Here is an 18,587-nt window from a genome sequence, read left to right on the forward strand (position 1 = left end):
AATGGGGAGGCTCGGACAGCCGCGTCCCCTATTCGAACCGCACCAGCCGGCCGACCACGGCGGTGGCGCCGGGCCTGGCGTCGGCGGCGATCTTGAAGGCGACCTTGCGGCCGTTCACGGTCGCCACGTAGCTGCCGCCGGCGGCGAGCGCCTTGTCGGCTCTCGCCATGTCGTAGAAGCGGCCGCGCACCAGCGCCTTCGGCTTCAACGTGATCGACTGCTTCTCGCCGGCCTTGTCGAGCCGCTCGATGGTCAGCGTCTCGGGTCCCTTCACCTCGAACACCGGCGAGCGGCCGAACAGCACGAGGGTGCGGGGCGGCTCGCCGTTCGGCGGCTGCGCCTGGTTCGGTCCGGGCTGGCCCGGCGCCGGCTGGCCGGGTCCGGCCTGGCCGGGCCCCGGCTGCGGCGGCCCGAGGCGGCGGAACACCGTGGCGGCGCTCTCGACGCTCTGCCGCTCGGCGAGCTGGGCGGTGGCGTCGCACTCGACCTTGACGCTGTCGATCCGGCCCTGATGCACCAGGCTCCGCTCGGTGCCGACCACCACGGTGCCGCCCGTGATGGTCTCGCGCAGGCACGACTTCATGTAGCCGAGGACGATCGTGTCCTTGGCGCCCAGCTTGATGACCCGCCCGGCCTCCACGTAGTCCATGAACTCGAGGCCGGAGACCTTGCCCTTGACCTCCTCGACGACGGCGACCGGCACGCCGGACGCGCTTCGTGCCGCGGTCGGTGCGATCACGAGCGCAGTGGCGCACGCCGCGGCCGCCGCCGAAGCGGTGAGGAGTCTCGTCGTAAACCGTCTCATCGTGCGGCCCTCGCCAGAAAGGCCCATCCCGTGGTCGAGTATACCGGCCGCGTCGAGCGAGGGAAACCCGTTCGTCCAGCGAAGGAATTCCGCCCGGCGCGGCGGTGTTCGCGGCGCTTCGCGCGTGATTCGTGGCGCTCCGCGGCTCGCGGCGCTTCGCGCGTGGTTCGTGGCGCTTCGCGGCTCGCGGCGCTCCGCGCACGGTGCGGAGCGTATCCCGGCTTCGGCCGGCGGTCTTGATCTGGATCAGCCCGGCGGCCTGCCGATTTCGTGATCATGTCGCACGCCAGCCGGGGTGATGCCATGTTCGAATCCGCCGATCTCGCCCATCACGTCCCCAAGTCGGTCTTCAAGCGCGAGGAGACGGCGCTGCGCGAGGCGCTGCTCGACGCCCAGTTCGACCTCGCGGCGCAGCGCCGCTTCGCCGTGCTGATCCTGATCGCCGGGGTGGAGGGGGCCGGCAAGGGCGAGACCGTCAATCTGCTGAACGAGTGGATGGACCCGCGCCATATCGGCGTGCGCGCCTTCTTCCAGCCGAGCGACGAGGAGCGCGAGCGGCCGGATGCCTGGCGGTTCTGGCGGGCGCTGCCGCCCAAGGGCCGGATCGGCGTGTTCTTCGGTGCCTGGCACACCATGCCGATCGTCCGCCGCGCCATGGGCGAGTCGACCGAGGCCGAGTTCGCCCAGGCGATCGGCGACATCCGCCGGCTGGAGACGATGCTGTGCGACGAGGGCGTGCTGCTGCTCAAGTACTGGTTCCACATGTCCAAGCCGCAGCAGAAGAAGCGGCTGAAGGCGCTGGAGAAAAGCCCGGCGACGCGGTGGCGCGTCACCGAGCACGAATGGGCCTTCCACGCCATGTACGACCGCTTCGTCTCGATCAGCGAGCCGTTCCTGCGCGAGACCTCCACGGGCGAGGCGCCGTGGATCGTCATCCCGGGCGCCGATCCGCGCTTCCGGGCGCTCACCTTCGGGCGCCACCTGCTCGCCGCGCTGCGCGAGCGGCTCGACGAGAAGCCGGTCAAGAAGCTGCCCGACAAGACGCCGCCGCTGCTCGCCCCGGCCGACAAGGTGACGGTGCTGAGCGCGCTCGATCTCGATCAGCCGCTGACCCGTGCGGACTACCGCACGCGGCTCGAGGCCCTGCAGGGGCGGCTGAACGCGCTGGTGCGCGACCCGCGCTTCAAGGACATGGCGGTGGTCGCCGTGTTCGAGGGCAACGACAGCGCCGGCAAGGGCGGCGCCATCCGCCGGGTCACCGGGGCGCTCGACGCGCGCTCCTACCAGACCGTGTCGATCGCGGCGCCGACCGAGGAGGAGCGGGCGCAGCCCTATCTGTGGCGGTTCTGGCGCCACCTGCCGGGGCGCGGCCAGGTGGCGATCTTCGACCGCTCCTGGTACGGCCGGGTGCTGGTCGAGCGGGTCGAGGGCTTCTGCTCGGAGGCCGACTGGATGCGGGCCTACGGCGAGATCAACGACTTCGAGGAGGCGCTGGTGCGCCACCGCATCGTGGTGGCGAAGTTCTGGCTGGCGATCAGCAAGGCCGAGCAGCTCAAGCGCTTCAAGCAGCGCGAGAAGGTGGCGTTCAAGCGGTTCAAGATCACGCCCGAGGACTGGCGCAACCGCGACAAGTGGGACCGCTACGAGACGGCGATCTGCGACATGGTCGACCGCACCTCGACGGCCATCGCGCCGTGGACGCTGGTCGAGGCCAACAATAAGCTCTACGCCCGCATCAAGGTGCTCGACACCCTGTGCGACGCCATCGCGCGCGCGCTGGAGCAGGGCGGCGGCAGGAAACGGAAGAAGGGGTAGGGGGATGTTCGATCGTCACAAGCAAGAGCCCCCCACCCCCGACCCCTCCCCGCCACTCGCTTCGCGAGCGGGGGGAGGGGAGCCGCAGCCGCGTGATCGAGGAGCAAGAAGGATCGAGGCGCCGACGCTCCCCTCCTCCCACGCACGCAGTGCGTGGCGGGGAGGGGTCGGGGGTGGGGGGCTCTTTCGGTCGCGCCCTGATGCCGAGCCTCTCGTGAGTGTCGAGCCGACCCGTCATCGAGGCCGTCGTGATGTCTGAGCCCCTTCCCGCCCATAATCAGCGCAAGCCCGTCGCGCTGGCGCTGCAGGGGGGCGGGGCGCACGGGGCCTATGCGTGGGGCGTCGTCGACGCGCTGCTCGAGGACGAGCGGCTCGCCGTCGAGGCGGTCAGCGCCACCAGCGCCGGGGCGATGAACGCGGTGCTGCTCGCCGACGGCCTGGTCGAAGGCGGCCCGGCGCGGGCGCGCGAGAAGCTCGCGGCGTTCTGGCGGGCGGTGTCGTGCATGGAGGCGGTGTTCGGGCTCGCCTGGTCGGCCTTCGACCGGCTCGCCCAGGCGGTCGGCCTGCCGCCCGAATACATGCCGTCGCACGCCGCCGTGCACGCGCTCACCCACAGCCTGCCGCCCGACCTCCTCAACCCGTTCCGCTTCAACCCGCTGCGCAGGCTGCTGCTCGAGCATGTCGACTTCGACCGCGTCAACGACGCCGGGGCGATCCGGCTCTATCTCAACGCCACCAATGTGCGCACCGGCAAGATCGCGCTGTTCGAGACGCCGCAGATCACGGTCGAGACGGTGCTGGCCTCGTGCTGCCTGCCGCCCTATTTCCAGGCCGTCGAGATCGGCGGCGAGCACTACTGGGACGGCGGCTTCCTCGGCAACCCGGCGATCTATCCGCTGGTCTATCGCGACGGCGCCCGCGACGTGATCGTCGTCCAGGTCGGCGCCCGGGCGCGGCCCGAGCTGCCGCGCACCGCCGCCGAGGTGCTGCACCGGATGAACGAGATCAGCTTCAACTCGTCGCTGGTGCGCGAGATGCGGGCGATCGCCTTCGTGACGCAGCTGATCGACGCCCACGAGCTCGACGCCGAGAAGCACCACCGCATGTTCATGCACTGGATCGGCGACGACGCCACCATGGCGGAGCTCGGCGGCGTCACCCAGTTCCATCCCGACTGGGGCCTGCTGTCGCGCCTGCGCGACGCCGGCCGCGCCGCCGCCGCGGCCTGGCTCGCCGACAATGCCGACGCGGTGGGCCGGCGCTCGACCCTCGACGTGGCGGGGCTGTTCCTGTGAGGGGAGTACCGCATGGCTGCAGCTGCCGTCATTCCGGGGCGTGCTGAAAGCGCGAACCCGGAATCCAGCGGAACGCTCCGACCGTGCGGCTGGATTCCGGGTTCACGGGCTTTCGCCCGCGCCCCGGAATGACCGGTGATTGCCCGCGCGAGGTTGAAACTCCGTCGCGCCCGTGACATCTGAGACGTTCGCGCCGGGCCGATCCGCCGGCGCCCGCCAAGGATTCCGATGTCCGATCCCTCCGTCCCGTTCTGGAAGCGCAAGGCCCTCGCCGAGATGACCGCGGCGGAGTGGGAGAGCCTGTGCGACGGCTGCGGGCGCTGCTGCCTCAACAAGCTGGAGGACGAGGACACCGGCGAGATCTTCCACACCGACGTCGCCTGCCGGCTCCTCGACGGCCACACCTGCAGGTGCCGCGACTACCCGAACCGGCACGCGATCGTGCACAATTGCGACCGCCTCACGCCGACCAACGTGCCGCGGCTGAAATGGCTGCCGAAGACCTGCGGCTACCGGCTGGTCGCCGAGGGGCGCGATCTCTACTGGTGGCACCCGCTGGTGTCGGGCGACCGCGACACCGTGCACGCCGCCGGCGTCTCGGTGCGCGGCCGGGTCGGGCTGTTCGAGGACGCCATGGGCGGCGAGGATCTCGAGGACCGCATCGTCTCCTGGCCGGAGCGCATCCCGCCGCGCGCCAAGCGCCTGCCGGGCCGGTGAGCGCGCCGTCCCTGTCCGCCGCATCCGGGGCGCCGTCCGAGGCGCCCGCCGACGAGCTTCCCATGGCGGGGCCGCCGCTCGACGCACCGGCGCTGGACGAGGCCGCGGTGCGCCGCATCGTGTTCGGCGTGCTGGTCGCCATGTTCCTGGCGGCCGTCAACCAGACCGTCGTCACCACGGCGCTGCCGACCATCGGCCGCGCGCTCGGCAACTTCGCCGACCTCACCTGGGTGGTGACCGCCTATCTGCTCGCCACCACGGTGGCGGCGCCGCTCTACGGCAAGCTCGCCGACGCCTGGGGCCGGCGCGTGATGCTGATGGCGGCCGTCGCCCTGTTCATGGCCGGTTCGACCGTCGCGGCGCTCGCCCCCGACATGGCCACCCTGATCGCCGGGCGCGGCCTGCAGGGGATCGGCGGCGGCGGCATCTTCCCGCTCGCCCAGACGGTGATCTCCGACGTGGTGGCGCCGCGCGACCGCGGCCGGTACCAGGCCTATATCGGCGTGGTCTGGCTGGTCGCCGGCCTCGGCGGCCCGGTGATCGGCGGGGTGCTGGCCCAGCACGGCCACTGGTCGATGATCTTCTGGGCCAACCTGCCGCTCGGCGCCGTGGTGGCGCTGTCGAGCTGGCGGGCGCTCGCCCGGCTGCCGCAGTTGCACCGCCCGCACCGCATCGACTGGCTCGGCGCCGCGCTGATGACGGTGGCGGCGATCGCCGCCCTGCTGGCGCTCGGCTGGGGCGGCACGCGGGTGCCGTGGCTGTCCGGCATCATCGCGGGGCTCGCCGCCGTCGCGGTGCTGTTCGCCGCACTGTTCGCCTGGCGGCTCGCCACCGCGGCGGAGCCGTTCCTGTCGCCGGCGATCCTGAAGAACCCGGTGGTGCGGCTCGGCACGCTGGCGAGCGCCAGCGCGGTGTCGACCCCGATGTCGATGACGGTGTTCCTGCCGCTCTACTACGAGACCGTGCACGGGCTCACGGCCGCCATGGCCGGCGTCGCACTGGTGCCGGTGGCGCTCGCCTCGGCGCCCGGATCGATGCTGTCGAGCCGGGCCATGACCGGACGCCGGGGCTACAAGCGGATGCCGGCGATCGGGCTGGCGGCGGCCGTGGCGGCCGCCGTGGCGCTGGCGCTGCTGCCGGGAGCGCCGCTCGGCCTCGCCATGGCGCTGCTGTGCGTCGTCGCGTTCGGCACCGGCACGGCGATCCCGGTGTGCACGGTGTGCATCCAGAACGCCGTGGCGCCGCACCGGGTCGGCACCGCCACCGGGATGATGAACTTCTCCCGCGCGCTGCTCAGCGCGCTGCTGGTGGCGGTGCTGGGCGCCATCCTGCTGGCCGGCTTCGGCGTGGTGCCGGAGCGCGGGGCGCGGGCGGCCGGCGTGCTGCTCCACGGGGCGGACGCGGCGGCCGTCTATCGCTGGCTGTTCGCCGCCTCGGCGGTGGCGATCGCCGGCGGCTTCGTCGCCTTCCTGCGCATGGAGGAGCGCCCGCTCGCCGGCCCCGGCCCGCGCGGCGAGCCGTGATCCGGGGGCCGGGTCCGCGGCGTCGCCGCACTCGGTATCAGCCGGCGGAGGGCGGGCGGGTGGCCGGGAGCTCCTGGCGGGGCAGCAGCCGGGCGAACCGCTTCGGCTCCATCGGGCGGGCGAAGACGAAGCCCTGGACGCCGTCGAAGCCGAGCGCCCGCACGGCGGCGAGATCCTCCTCGGTCTCGACGCCCTCGGCGACGGTCGGCACGCCGACGCGCCGCGCCTGCTCGATCAGCGCCTCGCACACGGCCCGCTTCGCCGGATCCCGCGCGCAGCCGGCGACGACGCCGGCGTCCGCCTTGATCTCGACGAAGGGGAAATGCCGCAGCGTCGCGAGCGGCGTCCATCCGGGCCCGGCATCGTCGATCGAGACGCCGACATTGCAGAAGCGCAGCTCGCGGGCGACCGCGACGGCGGCGTCCAGCTCGGCGACGATGGCGCGGCAGTCGATCTCGACGGTGAGGCCGTTGAACAGCGGGTGATCCGGCAGCGTCCGCCACAGGCCGCGCACGAAGTCCTCCTCGCGCAGGACCGCGAGCGGCACGTTGACGGCGAGGTCGACCGGGGTGCCGCGGCGGGCGAAGCCGAGCCAGTCGGCGACCGCCCGGCGCACCACGAAGTCGGAGACGGCCCGCCACGGCAGGTCGGCGCCGGTCGGCAGGAAGCGCGCCGGCTCGATCACGCCCCACACCGGATGGCGCAGCCGCAGCAGCGCCTCGGCGCGGCGGATCCGGCGGGTCGCGAGGTCGACCTCGGGCTGGTACCACAGCTCCAGCCAGTCGCTGGCGAGCGCCTCCTCGACGTCGACCGGCGCCTGCAGGGTGGCGCGGCGCGGCGCCAGATGGGCGACCCGCGCGGCGAGATCGGCCATCCGGAACGGCGTGCCGAGCGGCCGCAGCACCGCCAGGCCGAGCGCCTCGGCGAGCTCCTGCGCCGCGACCAGCGCCGGGGCGGCCGCCGGCCCGAGCAGCAGCACGCTGGCCTCCGGGCTCGCGGCCGCGAGCAGCCGCAGCCGCTCGGCCGTGGCGAGCCCCTCCGGCAGCGGCAGCACGACCAGGTCGAGCGGCGCCGCCGCGGCCGCGGCCGCGACGGCCTCCGCATCGGCGCAGGCATGCACCACGAAGCCGAGCTCGGTCAGCGAGTCGGCCAGGAAGGCGCGCAGATGCGCCCGCTCGGTGACGACGCAGGCATGCGGCGTGATCCGGCGCCGGCCGAAACGGGGAAACGCGATGGGGGTGTCGTCGCTCATTCCGGGTCCTGTCCGATCCGTGCCGGAGCCGGAACGTTCTCCTCGTGAAACGCATGGGGCAGGGCGGTTCTCCCCTGCCACCACGGTATGTTGATCGGCGATGTTGAGTGAACATTGGCCGATTTCATTCGATCCGAGCGAAAAATCGCTGGCGTCTTTTCATCGAACTGTCCGCAACCGGACGGGCCGCCGCCGTCGCGCCGGCGCGCGCCGCCGCCGTCCGTCACCGAAGTCGCCACGCTGCCGGAGGGATTCTGTCGTCGTTCCATTCGGCTAGGCGAAACGGACCGGATTCGGCGCCGGCGGGTGCGACCGGACCTGTCCGGTTCCGCGATACCGTCGCTCGATGCACGGTAAGGTAGCGCAGCGCGCCCGGGACGTGCCGAAATATTTTTGCAGCCGGACCGGCCCGCCGGATCGCGCCTGTGGACGCTCGCTCGTGACTCCCAAGCTGTGGAGACACCGCACAAAAGCCGGCGCAGCCGCCCCGCCGAAAGGCGCCGCCTGTGGCCGCATGGTTCGAGACGCGCTCCTGCGGAGCGCTCCTCACCATGAGGAGGACGTCAGGACTTCGCTGCCCGGCCTGACCGACGCAGCGGTCTCATACGGCATCCGGCTGATTCACTCGGTGGTCATTCCGGGGCGGCGCGAAGCGCCGAACCCGGAATCCAGCGGCGAATTCGGAGTCTGCCGCTGGATTCCGGGTTCGCGGCTGCGCCGCGCCCCGGAATGACGGCGAACTGATCACCCGGAAACAGTATCACGCCTCCTCGTCGTCCTCCTCCTCGGAGGCGGGCGGTGCGGCGGTGCCGGCCGAGGCGCGGGAGAGGTTGAGCTCCAGGAGCTTCGCCAGCGCGTCCTCGTCCGAGATGTCGGCCGGCCAGCCATAGGCGGCGGCGACGGCGGCATCGAGGTCGCGATGCGCGTCCGAAAGCCACTGCGGCCGCTCGTTGTAGAGATTGGTCAGCGTGCGCTTCTTCAGGATCACGGCCGCCTGCGCGTCCTTCGGCAGGATGCGGTCGGGATAGAGGGGCTTTGCACCGGCGGCGCGCTGCTCCGCGGTCGGAAAGACCTCGGGCTCGATCCTGATCAGGTCCGGCGGGTTGAGCCACGCGCTTCTCAGATCGTCGAGCCTTTTGGCCGCCGCCGCGATGGCGACGGCCCGCGGGTCGTCGGCGTATTTTTCCGCCGGGATGTTCGGCGTCAGGCCCGCAGGGAACGGGAAGGTCTCGAACGTGGTGGTCGGCGTGTAGCGGGGATCGTTGCCGACCCCGAGCCAGGTGCACAGCCGCAGCGACCACGCCTCGTGAAAGCGCGAATGCAGAATGCCGAACGTGGTGTCGTCGTCGCGGGCGATCGCTGCTGTGGCGGAGTCTGGAATAATGCTGGGGTGAGCCCAAACAAACACACGGTGCTTTGCCACTCTCGGGGTGATGATAAATCGGCTTACTTCAGATAGTGCTGTCCGGAGGTCTTCCCCGGACCTACCCGGACGCCACCACAGGGATCGGCGCTGCCGATCCCTGTTCTGTTCTCGGATTGGCTTCAGGACCGTTCGGAGGAATTCAAACGGAGCTTGATAGAGTGATGCCGCTTCTTCATCGAGTTCCTTAAAATCGATTAGCCACTTGTCAGGGTTTATTCTCACGATGGCCGATGCATTCATCCAAGGGTGTACGACATCGGTATTCGATCGCCCGTTTGGATTGAGCGGCGCAGAAATAAGCTCTCTCGCAAATTCACCCGATATGTCGATCGGTCCATCTTTCTGGCGGCCAATAAATGCGGTGTTCAGATTTTCAACGAGGCGTTCAGCTTTCGTAACATCAGTTAAACCTGTCGAAAGGTCAGGGTTCATCGAATCGACTGCGTTTCCGTTCAACTGAACGCCGTCTTCCCCGACGCCAAAGCAGACCAGCGATACACGAACTGCCGCGCCATCGATCACCCAAGGCTCGTCGCTCCACGCTTCGAAGATGCGGCTTTCGGCGGCGATCTGATCGAGCACCCGACGATTGGCGCCGCCGCGAATGGAGTTCGTCGCGACCAATCCGACCCGTTTGGACCGTCCGGCGACGATCGCTTTCATCGCCTTCTCGAACCAGTAGGTGACGAGATCGGCTTCACGCGGCACCCGCCCATCGTAGACCGTGAACAGACGATCGACGGCGTCGTCCCCGAGCCCGGTCCGCATCAGCTTCCCGCCCAGGAACGGCGGGTTGCCGACGATGAACTCGGCGGCCGGCCATTCGGCCTCGACGTACGCGGCCCCTCCGTCGTCATGGCTGGGCTCGTCCCGGCCATCCACGCCTTGATGTGTGGACGCTCCGGACGACGTGGACCCCCGGGACGAGCCCGGGGGTGACGGAGACTGGGGCGAAGCCGGTGCGACCCGGGTGATCAGCGCGTCGCGGCACTCGATGGTGTCGAGGGTGCGGAGAATCGGCTCGGGGCGGGCATAGATGCCGTTGCGGATGCCCCACTGGATGTCGCCGATCCAGATGGTCGTGCGGGCCAGCTCGGCGGCGAGCGGGTTGATCTCGAGGCCGCGCACGATCTCGGGGCCGACCGCCGGGGTGCGCGGCGAGAGGCCGAGCGCCTCGCATTCGAGATTGGCCCGCAGCTCGAGGTCCTTCACGGCCTGCAGGGCGAGATAGAGGAAGTTTCCCGAGCCGCAGGCGGGATCGAGGATCGACACGGTGCGCAGCCGTTCGAGGTGGCGCGAGCGCACCTCCTCGGCAGCCTCTACCGGGCTCATCGCGCGGCCGGTCCTGGCCCGCTTCGGCGGCTTCTGCTTTTTCGTGAGCAGCGCCTCGATCTCGGCGCGCGCCGCCTCCCACTCCTTCGCCAGCGGCCGCACGATCACGGGATCGACGATCATCATGATCTTCTCGGCGTCGGTGTAGTGGGCGCCGATCTGGCCGCGCTTCTCCGGATCGAGGAAGCGCTCGAACAGGGTGCCGAAGATGATCGGGTCGATCTGGCTCCAGTCGAGGCTCGCGGCGTCGAGCAGGAGCCCGCAGTCGCCAGCATCGAGGGGGAGGGCGCGGCGCCCGTCGAACAGGCCGCCGTTGAAATACGCGATCTCCGTGAGGTCGTAGTCGCCGCCCTTCTCCATCGCGGCGAACAGCCCGTCGAAATAGCGCTTCGCGTTCTCGGGGCGCTGGGCGGCGCGCTTGAGGAGTTTTGGAAAGAACTCGTTGGGCAGCAGCTTCACGCTGTGGGCGAAGAAGCAGAAGACGAGCTGGTTGACGAAATGCGCGATCTCCTCGGGCGTGCCGCGGCCCTGCAGGCGCAGCGCGATGGTGGAGAACTTGTCGGCCGCCTCCTTGGTGACGGCGGCGCGCGTGCGGGTCGGCCGCAGCTTGTGCGGCTCGAAGAAGACGGCGCGCAGGATCTCGAGATTCTTCGGCTCGTCGAGATCGTCGAGCGAGAGCTCGTAGGTCTTGGGCACCGCGTTGGTCCAGGCGGTGCGGATCAGGAAGCGGTCGGTGTCGCAGGCGACCTGCAGGGGCGGGTTCTCCAGCGCCGCCGCGTAGCGCACGAGCTGGGCCAGCGCGTCGTCCAGGTTGCGCTTCTTCTTCTTGTACTCCCAGGCGAAGAATCCCTTCTTCCAGACGTCCGCGAAGCCGTCGCCGCCGCCCGTCTTGGTGACGCCCTTCTCGAACGCGAACCACTCGCCGGCCGGATCCGCCGTCACCGGGTCGTCGTGGCCCAGCATGGCGCAGAGGTCGAGAAAGTGGGTCTGGGCCGCCGCCTTCTCGGTGAGGGCGACGGGCTTCCATTTCCTGATGAATTGCTGCGGGGTCATGGCGCAGCACCTAACAGGGATTCGACCGGGGCGGAACGGCGGATCGGGCCGGCGGGACTCCGCAGAGGATAATCATCCTTCAATCGGAAAATAGTCCTTGACAGCGTGACGCTGCTCCGGTAGCGTTTGGGCACGGTCGAGACTTGCGTCCGGGCCGGGATGGTGCGGCGCCCCGGAACAGGCGGCGCGGCATCGCGTTGGTCCGGCAGCGGCGCGACCCCCGTCGCCGCTCCGGTCCTCCGCCTCGCCCCCGGGGCGGAGGGCCGCCCCGCAGTGCACGACCGGACCCTGGACGAGCTGGCGAATGGCGCGACCGACCGACGAGACCCCGATCACCAAGTCGGCCCCCGAGGCGCGGCAGGGCACCACCGGCCACAACGTCCGCTGGGTGCTGGGCTTCGGCGTCGGCGGCGCCGTCGTCGCGCTGGCGATCGTCTATCTGTGGTTCTTCTCGGCCTAGGCCGGCCGACGACAACTCGACCGATCGAGAACTCGTGTCCCGGACATGGCGCGGTGCGCCGCGCCGGGACACAGGGCCGTGGAGCCGACCGGCGGCGGTGCCGCCGCAGTGCGGCGCGCGTCGCCATCGAGAGAGCACCCTCATGCGAAATCCTCTGACGCGCCTGTGGCGCGGGCCCCTGCGCGCGCCCGCCGAGCCTGCGCCGGCCGAGCAGAAGAGCTCGCGCACCGCCCGGCTGATCCGGCTGGAGCCGGGCGGCACCGCGCGGTGGACGCCGCGCGACTACGCGGCGCTCGCCCGCGAGGGCTTCGTGAGGAACGCGGTCGTCCACCGCGCCGTGAAGCTGGTGGCCGAGAACGTCGCGGCGCTGACCTTCCTGGCCTACGAGGGCGACGCGCTGCACGAGCGCCATCCGCTCACCGATCTTCTGGCGCGGCCCAATCCACGCCAGGACGGCGCAGCGCTGCTGGAGGCGCTGACCGCGCATCTGATGATCTCCGGCAACGGCTATCTGGAGCTGGTGTCGCTGGACGGCACGCCGCGCGAAATCTTCGCGCTGCGGCCGGACCGCATGCGCGTGGTGCCGGGGCCGGACGGCTGGGCGCAGGCCTACGACTACACGGTGGCGGGCCGCACGGTGCGCTTCGCGCAGGCGGGCGCGCCGCCGCCGATCCTGCATCTCGTGCTGTTCAATCCGCTCGACGACCATTACGGGCTCGGCGCGCTGGAGGCGGCCGCCGTCGCGGTCGACACCCACAACGCCGCGGCGCGCTGGAACAAGGCGCTGCTCGACAACGCGGCGCGGCCCTCCGGTGCGCTGGTCTACGCGGCGCCCGACGGCGCCATCCTGGCGGACGACCAGTACGAGCGGCTCAAGCGCGAGCTGGAGGCGAGCTACCAGGGCGCCGCCAATGCCGGCCGGCCGCTGCTGCTCGAAGGCGGCCTCGACTGGAAGGCGATGTCGCTGACCCCGAAGGACATGGACTTCCTGGAGGCGAAGAACAGCGCCGCGCGGGAGATCGCGCTCGCCTTCGGAGTGCCGCCGATGCTGCTCGGCATCCCGGGCGACAACACCTATGCGAACTATCAGGAGGCGAACCGCGCCTTCTGGCGCCACACCGTGCTGCCGCTCGGCGCCCGCATCGGCAGCGCGCTGGCGCAGTGGCTGGCGCCCGCCTTCGGCGCGGCCGACGGACGGAGCCTGCGGCTCGACATCGACACCGACCGGGTCGACGCGCTCGCCGGCGACCGCGCCGCGCTGTGGGAGCGCGTCACCGCCGCCCCGTTCCTCACCGTCAACGAGAAGCGCGCCATGGTCGGCTTCGGCCCGATCGCCGGCGGCGACGGGGTGTGATCATGCCGGTCCGAAGTCTCTCCTTCGTCGTGCTCCGCGCAGGCGGAGCGCCCAGTACGCCGCAGCGGGTCGGGTCGATCTCGAACGCCGGTGGACACTGGATCGTCCGCCTTCGCGAGGGCTTGCATAATTCGTCATTCCGGGGCGCGCCGAAGGCACGAACCCGGAATCCAGCTCCGAACTCGGCATTCTGGGCTGGATTCCGGGTCCGACGCTCCGCGTCGTCCCGGAATGACGAATTATGCAAAGCCCTCGCCGTCGCGGACGATGACCATCGATAGGCTGTCGGCAAGCCCGTCTCGGCCGCCGGTCCGACGAATGCGACTGTCCCGAATCCCCATGACCGATCTCGTCGACACCTTCACCCAGCGGGGCGATCTCGCGCATCTGGCGCTGTTCCTGTGGGCGTCGTCGTCGAGCCTGCTGGCCGTCCAGGCGTTGCGGGCGCTGGCGGCGTCGTCGCGCCGGTTCGACGACTTCGTCGCGGCGCTGTCCCGGTTCAACGACAATCTCCGGAGGCGATCCTGATGGACACGCTGCATGCCGTGCTGCGCAGCCTGCGCGGCGAGACCAAGGCGCGGCCCGATCACGTCGCGGTGTTCCGCGAGTTCTTCGATCATCTCGACCGCATCGGCCGGCGCGACCCGGGCGAGCCGCAGAAGCGCGTGCGCACCCGGCGCCGGCGCGCGGCGAAGTGAGAAAGACCGCCGGCTCACCTGGCCGGCTGGATGCCGCCGACCGTGACGTCGAGATCGGTGACGAGGCCGTCGGCCAGCGAGTAGACCCAGCCGTGCACCCACAGGGGCTGGCCGCGTCCCCACGCCTCCTGGACGAAGATGTCGGAGGCGACGTTCTTCACCTGGCGGATCACGTTGAGCTCGCACAGCCGGTCGAGCCGCGCCTTCTCGTCGGGGATCGCCATCAGCTCGTCGAGATGGTCGTTCCACACCTCGCGGATCGGGTGGAGCCAGTGGTCGACGAGCCCGCGCCGGATGCCGTCGACGGCGGCCTTGACGCCGCCGCAGCCGTAATGGCCGACCACCATGATGTGCTTCACCTTCAGCACGTCGACGGCGAACTGCAGCACCGAGAGGTAGTTCGCGTCCTGCGGCGGCGCCAGGTTGGCGACGTTGCGGTGGACGAACAGCTCGCCCGGATCGAGATCGACGATCTCGTTGGCGGGCACGCGGCTGTCGGAGCAGCCGATCCACAGATACTCGGGCGCCTGCTGCCGCTCGAGCCGCCGGAAGAAGTCCGGGTCGTGCTCGACCATGCGCTTCGCCCAGGCGGCGTTGTTGGCCTTGAGGTGCTTCAGCATCGCGACGCCATCCGCTCCGCACGCTTCGGCCGCGCCCGCCACCGGGACCGGCTGCCGCCCCGGTTGTAGCCCCATCGCCCGCCGCCCGGAAGGGCCGGGCCGTCCACCTTTCGGCGGACGGCGCCGGCCTCGTTTCCGTCGCCGACCCGGACCGTCCCATGCACGCGCCGCTCGCCGATCTCGTCCGTCCCGCCGCGACCGTCGAGCCCGACGGAACCGTGGAAGGCTACGCCTCGCTGTTCGGCGAGATCGACCAGGCGCGCGACATGGTGATGCCGGGCGCCTTCGCGCAGACGCTGCGCACCCGCGGGCTGCGCCGCATCCCGATGCTGTTCCAGCACGACCCGTCCGAGCCGATCGGCATCTGGCTGGAGCTGGTCGAGGACTTTCGCGGGCTCAAGGCGCGCGGCCGGCTGATCCCCGACGTGGCGCGCGCCCGTGAGGTGCTGGCGCTGGTGCGGGAGGGCGCCGTCGACGGCCTGTCGATCGGCTTCCGCACCGTCAAGGGACGCATCGATCCGGCGACCCGGATCAGGAAGCTCGAGGCGATCGACCTGTGGGAGATCTCGATCGTCACCTTTCCGCTGCTCGCCGGCGCCCGGGTGCGGGCCGTGAAGTCGGCCGCGCCGCGCCGCGGCGGCGCCGATGGCCGCCCGATCCGGCGCGGGCCGGGCCTCCGGCGCTGAGGGCGGCGCCCGCGGCGCCGCGCAAAAATACGATGCCCCTCCCCAGGGGCGGCGGGGAGGGGCATCCTCGGCGTCTCGGCGCCGCACGCAGAAGGGAGGGCGTGCTAGAACCGATAGCCGAGCGCGACACGGACGAGATGCAGCTCGTCCGAGAAGTCGGCGCGCCGCCGCGCGCTGTCGCTCACCGTCACGTCGCCGTAGTTGGCGTAGAGATACTCGGCGCGCCCGAACAGATGCGTGGTGACGGCGTATTCGACGCCGGCGCCGACCGTGTAGCCGGTCCGCCAGCTGTCGTTGTCGCCGCTGGTCCCGGCGATCGGGTGCGAGATGTCGGCGAAGGCGAGGCCGCCGGTGCCGTAGACGAGCAGGCGCCGGAACGCGTAGCCGATGCGGCCGCGCACCGAGCCGAACGCGCCGTACTCGGTCGACACGGTGCCGTTGCCGTAGATCGCGAGGCTCGGCTCGGCCGAGGTGGCGCCGATCTCGGCTTCGAGCCCGACGACCAGGAACGGCGATACCTGATAATTGTAGCCGGCGAAGACGCCGCCCGCGATGCCGTCGGCGTCCGCCTCGGCCGTGCTGCTCATGTGGGCCGTCTCGCGCCGGCACCGGCTGAGGATGTCGAACGACCAGAACGCGTCCTCCGACGTGACGGCGTGCGCGGCGCCGAGATAGCCGCCGGCATACGGGCCGGTCCACCAGGCGATCGGCGGAGGCGCAGGAGTGGAGAAAGGCTTCAGCGGGATCGTCGTCAGGTCCGCCGCACGGGCCGGAAGGGCGAGACACGAGGCGGCGAGACACAGACCGCCGGCGAGCAGCACGCCACGCTTCACATTGTACATGAACATCACCTAAACTGACTAGGCTCGGTAGCCGGAACGGGGGAGATGGTCGTCAATAAGTCGGGCAAATCCCGTCCCGGGATCCGGCGCGGCGGTGGCGACAAAATGGTATTTTAACACCACACACGTGTTAATTGATCGCCGGTCCGGGCGGGCTAACCCGCCACCCTCCAATAAATTCCGAATTTCGATCTTTGTGGCGGCCTTCCGGATTCGGCCGGCCCGGTCGCCACCGCGCGTCTTAACGATTGCCGCGGTCGCGCCGGGCCGCGGCCACGATCCGCCGGAGCCGGCCTGCCGCGCCGCGGCTGCCGCGCCGCCGGCTGGCGACCCTGGTCCGGCGCCGCTGCACGGGCCCGATCACCCTCATCGACCACCCGGTCCACCCGCAGCCGCGGGCGGCGGCGCGTCTTCGCGCGCGACAACCACGAGGAGTCATCATGGACATCGACATCGACCGCCTGCCCGCCGACCGCGGGCCCGTCGCCTCGCCGGAGACCAAGGCGGGGCCGGAGGCCCGCCTCACCCTCGACGACTTCATGCGCACCTTCGAGGCCTACAAGCAGGTGAACGACGCGCGGCTCGGCCAGATCGAGCGGCGCGGCGCCGCCGATCCGCTCACCGAGGACCGGCTCGCCCGCATCGACGCGACCCTGATCGAGCATCAGCGGCGGGTCGACGAGCTGGCGCTGAAGGGCGCGCGCCCGGCGTTCGGCCGCGACGCCGCCGACGAGCCGGCCGGGCGCGAGCACAAGGCGGCGTTCGACGCCTATGTGCGCAAGGGCGACGCGACCGGCCTGCTGGCGGTCGAGCGCAAGGCGCTGTCGGTCGGCGCGGCGCCGGACGGCGGCTACCTGGTCCCGCCCGAGGTCGAGCACGAGATCGGCCGGCGCCTCGCCGACGTGTCCCCGATCCGCGCCATCGCCGGCAGCCGCACCGTCTCGGCGAGCGTCTACAAGAAGCCGTTCATGACCGCCGGTCCGACGGTCGGCTGGATCGGCGAGACCGAGGCGCGGCCGCAGACCGCCACGCCGGCGCTCGCCGAGCTGTCCTTCCCGACCATGGAGCTCTACGCCATGCCGGCGGCGACCGCGACGCTGCTCGACGACGCCATGGTCGACATCGAGGCGTGGCTCGCCTCCGAGGTCGACCAGGCCTTCGCCGAGCAGGAGGGGGCGGCGTTCGTCTCCGGCGACGGCGTCAACAAGCCGAAGGGCTTCCTCGCCTATCCGACGGTCGCCAACGCGGCGTGGAGCTGGGGCAGCATCGGCGTGGTGGCGAGCGGCGCCGCGGGCGCCTTCCCGGCGAGCCATCCGGCCGACGTGCTGATCGATCTCGCCGACGCGCTGCGCGCCGGCTACCGGCGCAACGCCGTGTTCGTGATGAACCGGCGGACCGAGAGCACGGTGCGCAAGTTCAAGGATTCGACCGGCCAGTATCTGTGGAGCCCCGGCCTCGCCGCCGGCCAGCCGGCGACGCTGCTCGGCCATCCGGTGGTGGTCGACGACGCCATGCCGGACATCGCCGCCGGCGCCCTGGCGATCGCCTTCGGCGACTTCCGCCGCGGCTACCTGGTGGTCGACCGCGCCGGCGTCCGGGTGCTGCGCGATCCCTACAGCGCCAAGCCCTACGTGCTGTTCTACACCACCAAGCGGGTGGGCGGCGGCGTGCAGGACTTCGACGCGATCAAGCTCCTGAAGTTCGCGGCGAGCTGACCGCGCCGCGAGCCGACCGGGACGACGCCGACGTCGCTCGTCCCGGCGGCCGGCCTCACTGCACGGCCTTCTCGGTGCAGCTGAGCGAGCCCCAGAAGCTGCGGGCGCAGATCCGCTCGGTGTTGTAGGCGGTGCGGCCCGGCATCACCTCGCGTTCCGGCACCGTGGCGCCCTTGGCGGCCGCGTCGGCCTGCGCCGCGACGCCGCCCTGCGGCGGCACCGGATTGGGGCCGGGCGACTGCGTCGCCTTCGCCGCGGCGACGCCGCGGTCCTGGATCGGCCCGCTGACCGGAGGAGAGGAGGGCGGCGGCGGCGTCTGGCCGGCCTGCTGGCTCGGAGCGGGGGCGGGAGGCGGCGTCTGGCCGGCCTGCTGGCTCGGAGCGGGGGCGGGAGGCGGCGTCTGGGCGGCCTGCTGGCTCGGGGCCGGCGTGGGAGCCGGAGCCTGGGCGGCCTGCTGGTTCGGAGCGGGCGCAGGGGGCGGCGTCTGGCCGGCCTGCTGGCTCGGAGCCGGCGCGGGCGACGGGCCCGGAGACGGCGAAGGCGCCGACTGGGTGGGCGCCGAGCTCACCTGTTCGGTCGACGTGTCGTCGAACGGGGACAGGCGCCCCGACAGGACCAGGACGAGCACGCCGAGCACGGCCGCGAGCAGAATGGCTTGCATCGATACCTCCTTGGACAATCCTCGGCCAACCGCGCCGGGCCGGTGTCAGTTCCGGCGGGCGGCACCGGGTCGCAGCGGCGTCCGCTTGGCGGGGCGCCGGGTGGCCGGCCGCGCCGCATGGCGCGACGGCGCGTCGTTGGCGGCGGCCTGCCGCAGGCTCTGGCGCAGCTCGTCCTTCAGCCCCACCGGGCGCCGGTGCTTCTTCAGGAGATCCGCGAAGGCCGCGTCGGCGAGCTCCTGAAAGTCCTTCATCGAGTCGCGCGACAGCAGCGCGATCGCCTGCCAGGTCTCGTCCTCGAACTGCACGCGCTTGCCCGGCATCGGCGCCTCGAA

The 18,587-nt window shown here is 71.2% G+C and carries 20 protein-coding genes; 12 read left to right on the forward strand and 8 right to left on the reverse strand.

Features of this window, described 5'->3' with window-relative positions; translation table 11 throughout:
* Positions 1–28 precede the first annotated feature (28 nt).
* Positions 29–703: a hypothetical protein gene (locus J2S22_RS24520; protein WP_272778405.1), complete on the reverse strand. Its 675-nt coding sequence runs from the start codon at positions 701–703 to the stop codon at positions 29–31.
* On the opposite strand from J2S22_RS24520, the gene J2S22_RS24525 reads away from it, so the two are divergent.
* From J2S22_RS24525 to J2S22_RS24545, 5 genes are all read left to right on the forward strand, one after another.
* Entirely contained in the window at positions 675–1,079 is a 405-nt protein-coding gene (locus tag J2S22_RS24525) for a hypothetical protein (protein WP_272778406.1), read from the forward strand. The two genes, J2S22_RS24520 and J2S22_RS24525, sit on opposite strands and share 29 nt — an antisense overlap.
* Before the next feature lie 29 nt (positions 1,080–1,108).
* Positions 1,109–2,620 carry a polyphosphate:AMP phosphotransferase gene (gene pap / locus J2S22_RS24530; RefSeq protein ID WP_272778407.1) on the forward strand — a complete coding sequence of 504 codons (1,512 nt, stop codon included), beginning with the start codon at positions 1,109–1,111 and terminating at the stop codon, positions 2,618–2,620.
* 251 nt (positions 2,621–2,871) lie between these two features.
* Positions 2,872–3,915, forward strand: a complete 1,044-nt coding sequence (locus J2S22_RS24535) for a patatin-like phospholipase family protein (protein WP_272778408.1) — start codon at positions 2,872–2,874, stop codon at positions 3,913–3,915.
* Between the two features lie 228 nt (positions 3,916–4,143).
* On the forward strand, positions 4,144–4,632 hold the full coding sequence (locus J2S22_RS24540; protein ID WP_272778409.1) for a YcgN family cysteine cluster protein: 489 nt from the start codon (positions 4,144–4,146) through the stop codon (positions 4,630–4,632).
* A gap of 62 nt (positions 4,633–4,694) precedes the next feature.
* Positions 4,695–6,155: an MFS transporter gene (locus J2S22_RS24545; protein WP_272778410.1), complete on the forward strand. Its 1,461-nt coding sequence runs from the start codon at positions 4,695–4,697 to the stop codon at positions 6,153–6,155.
* Between the two features lie 37 nt (positions 6,156–6,192).
* Here the strand turns inward: J2S22_RS24545 and J2S22_RS24550 are convergent, their stop codons facing one another.
* A complete protein-coding gene (locus J2S22_RS24550) occupies positions 6,193–7,407 on the reverse strand; it encodes an EAL domain-containing protein (protein WP_272778411.1) in 1,215 nt (404 codons plus the stop codon).
* Positions 7,404–7,646 (reverse strand): hypothetical protein, encoded by a 243-nt coding sequence (locus tag J2S22_RS24555; RefSeq protein ID WP_272778412.1) that lies wholly within the window; start codon positions 7,644–7,646, stop codon positions 7,404–7,406. The genes J2S22_RS24550 and J2S22_RS24555 overlap by 4 nt, the downstream gene beginning before the upstream one ends.
* A gap of 200 nt (positions 7,647–7,846) precedes the next feature.
* Here J2S22_RS24555 and J2S22_RS24560 point away from each other — a divergent pair, with 200 nt between their 5' ends.
* Positions 7,847–8,140 carry a hypothetical protein gene (locus J2S22_RS24560; RefSeq protein WP_272778413.1) on the forward strand — a complete coding sequence of 98 codons (294 nt, stop codon included), beginning with the start codon at positions 7,847–7,849 and terminating at the stop codon, positions 8,138–8,140.
* A gap of 27 nt (positions 8,141–8,167) precedes the next feature.
* Here the strand turns inward: J2S22_RS24560 and J2S22_RS24565 are convergent, their stop codons facing one another.
* A complete protein-coding gene (locus J2S22_RS24565; protein ID WP_272778414.1) occupies positions 8,168–11,218 on the reverse strand; it encodes a class I SAM-dependent DNA methyltransferase in 3,051 nt (1,016 codons plus the stop codon).
* Between the two features lie 304 nt (positions 11,219–11,522).
* On the opposite strand from J2S22_RS24565, the gene J2S22_RS24570 reads away from it, so the two are divergent.
* The 4 genes from J2S22_RS24570 (at position 11,523) to J2S22_RS24585 (ending at position 13,730) form a co-directional block, all read left to right on the forward strand.
* Positions 11,523–11,678, forward strand: a complete 156-nt coding sequence (locus tag J2S22_RS24570) for a hypothetical protein (protein WP_272778415.1) — start codon at positions 11,523–11,525, stop codon at positions 11,676–11,678.
* A 142-nt stretch (positions 11,679–11,820) separates the two neighbouring features.
* Positions 11,821–13,032, forward strand: a complete 1,212-nt coding sequence (locus J2S22_RS24575) for a phage portal protein (RefSeq protein ID WP_272778416.1) — start codon at positions 11,821–11,823, stop codon at positions 13,030–13,032.
* Positions 13,033–13,371: 339 nt separating this feature from the next.
* Entirely contained in the window at positions 13,372–13,560 is a 189-nt protein-coding gene (locus tag J2S22_RS24580) for a hypothetical protein (RefSeq protein ID WP_272778417.1), read from the forward strand.
* Positions 13,560–13,730: a hypothetical protein gene (locus tag J2S22_RS24585; protein WP_272778418.1), complete on the forward strand. Its 171-nt coding sequence runs from the start codon at positions 13,560–13,562 to the stop codon at positions 13,728–13,730. Before J2S22_RS24580 ends, J2S22_RS24585 begins: the two co-directional genes overlap by 1 nt.
* Positions 13,731–13,744: 14 nt before the next feature.
* On the opposite strand, the gene can is transcribed toward J2S22_RS24585, so the two are convergent.
* Positions 13,745–14,350, reverse strand: a complete 606-nt coding sequence (gene can, locus J2S22_RS24590; RefSeq protein ID WP_272778419.1) for a carbonate dehydratase — start codon at positions 14,348–14,350, stop codon at positions 13,745–13,747.
* Between the two features lie 158 nt (positions 14,351–14,508).
* Here can and J2S22_RS24595 point away from each other — a divergent pair, with 158 nt between their 5' ends.
* Entirely contained in the window at positions 14,509–15,036 is a 528-nt protein-coding gene (locus J2S22_RS24595) for an HK97 family phage prohead protease (RefSeq protein ID WP_272778420.1), read from the forward strand.
* Positions 15,037–15,140: 104 nt separating this feature from the next.
* On the opposite strand, the gene J2S22_RS24600 is transcribed toward J2S22_RS24595, so the two are convergent.
* A complete protein-coding gene (locus tag J2S22_RS24600) occupies positions 15,141–15,878 on the reverse strand; it encodes an outer membrane protein (protein WP_272778421.1) in 738 nt (245 codons plus the stop codon).
* A 440-nt stretch (positions 15,879–16,318) separates the two neighbouring features.
* Here J2S22_RS24600 and J2S22_RS24605 point away from each other — a divergent pair, with 440 nt between their 5' ends.
* Positions 16,319–17,593, forward strand: a complete 1,275-nt coding sequence (locus J2S22_RS24605; RefSeq protein WP_272778422.1) for a phage major capsid protein — start codon at positions 16,319–16,321, stop codon at positions 17,591–17,593.
* A gap of 55 nt (positions 17,594–17,648) precedes the next feature.
* Here the strand turns inward: J2S22_RS24605 and J2S22_RS24610 are convergent, their stop codons facing one another.
* Positions 17,649–18,254, reverse strand: a complete 606-nt coding sequence (locus J2S22_RS24610) for a hypothetical protein (protein ID WP_272778423.1) — start codon at positions 18,252–18,254, stop codon at positions 17,649–17,651.
* 45 nt (positions 18,255–18,299) lie between these two features.
* Positions 18,300–18,575: a hypothetical protein gene (locus tag J2S22_RS24615; RefSeq protein WP_272778424.1), complete on the reverse strand. Its 276-nt coding sequence runs from the start codon at positions 18,573–18,575 to the stop codon at positions 18,300–18,302.
* Between the last annotated feature and the right edge of the window lie 12 nt (positions 18,576–18,587).

The sequence above is a fragment of the Rhodoplanes tepidamans genome (genome assembly GCF_030813915.1).
GTDB lineage: Bacteria > Pseudomonadota > Alphaproteobacteria > Rhizobiales > Xanthobacteraceae > Rhodoplanes > Rhodoplanes tepidamans.

What these genes read in the sequence shown, in the direction of transcription:
- J2S22_RS24615 (WP_272778424.1), bottom strand. Translation starts at nt 18,575, where the DNA reads ATGCCGGGCAAGCGCGTGCAGTTCGAGGACGAGACCTGGCAGGCGATC.
- J2S22_RS24605 (WP_272778422.1), top strand. Translation starts at nt 16,319, where the DNA reads ATGGACATCGACATCGACCGCCTGCCCGCCGACCGCGGGCCCGTCGCC.
- J2S22_RS24550 (WP_272778411.1), bottom strand. Translation starts at nt 7,407, where the DNA reads ATGAGCGACGACACCCCCATCGCGTTTCCCCGTTTCGGCCGGCGCCGG.
- J2S22_RS24580 (WP_272778417.1), top strand. Translation starts at nt 13,372, where the DNA reads ATGACCGATCTCGTCGACACCTTCACCCAGCGGGGCGATCTCGCGCAT.
- J2S22_RS24535 (WP_272778408.1), top strand. Translation starts at nt 2,872, where the DNA reads ATGTCTGAGCCCCTTCCCGCCCATAATCAGCGCAAGCCCGTCGCGCTG.
- J2S22_RS24545 (WP_272778410.1), top strand. Translation starts at nt 4,695, where the DNA reads ATGGCGGGGCCGCCGCTCGACGCACCGGCGCTGGACGAGGCCGCGGTG.
- J2S22_RS24565 (WP_272778414.1), bottom strand. Translation starts at nt 11,218, where the DNA reads ATGACCCCGCAGCAATTCATCAGGAAATGGAAGCCCGTCGCCCTCACC.
- J2S22_RS24570 (WP_272778415.1), top strand. Translation starts at nt 11,523, where the DNA reads ATGGCGCGACCGACCGACGAGACCCCGATCACCAAGTCGGCCCCCGAG.
- J2S22_RS24540 (WP_272778409.1), top strand. Translation starts at nt 4,144, where the DNA reads ATGTCCGATCCCTCCGTCCCGTTCTGGAAGCGCAAGGCCCTCGCCGAG.
- J2S22_RS24575 (WP_272778416.1), top strand. Translation starts at nt 11,821, where the DNA reads ATGCGAAATCCTCTGACGCGCCTGTGGCGCGGGCCCCTGCGCGCGCCC.
- can (WP_272778419.1), bottom strand. Translation starts at nt 14,350, where the DNA reads ATGCTGAAGCACCTCAAGGCCAACAACGCCGCCTGGGCGAAGCGCATG.
- J2S22_RS24585 (WP_272778418.1), top strand. Translation starts at nt 13,560, where the DNA reads ATGGACACGCTGCATGCCGTGCTGCGCAGCCTGCGCGGCGAGACCAAG.
- J2S22_RS24600 (WP_272778421.1), bottom strand. Translation starts at nt 15,878, where the DNA reads ATGTACAATGTGAAGCGTGGCGTGCTGCTCGCCGGCGGTCTGTGTCTC.
- J2S22_RS24595 (WP_272778420.1), top strand. Translation starts at nt 14,509, where the DNA reads ATGCACGCGCCGCTCGCCGATCTCGTCCGTCCCGCCGCGACCGTCGAG.
- J2S22_RS24610 (WP_272778423.1), bottom strand. Translation starts at nt 18,254, where the DNA reads ATGCAAGCCATTCTGCTCGCGGCCGTGCTCGGCGTGCTCGTCCTGGTC.
- pap (WP_272778407.1), top strand. Translation starts at nt 1,109, where the DNA reads ATGTTCGAATCCGCCGATCTCGCCCATCACGTCCCCAAGTCGGTCTTC.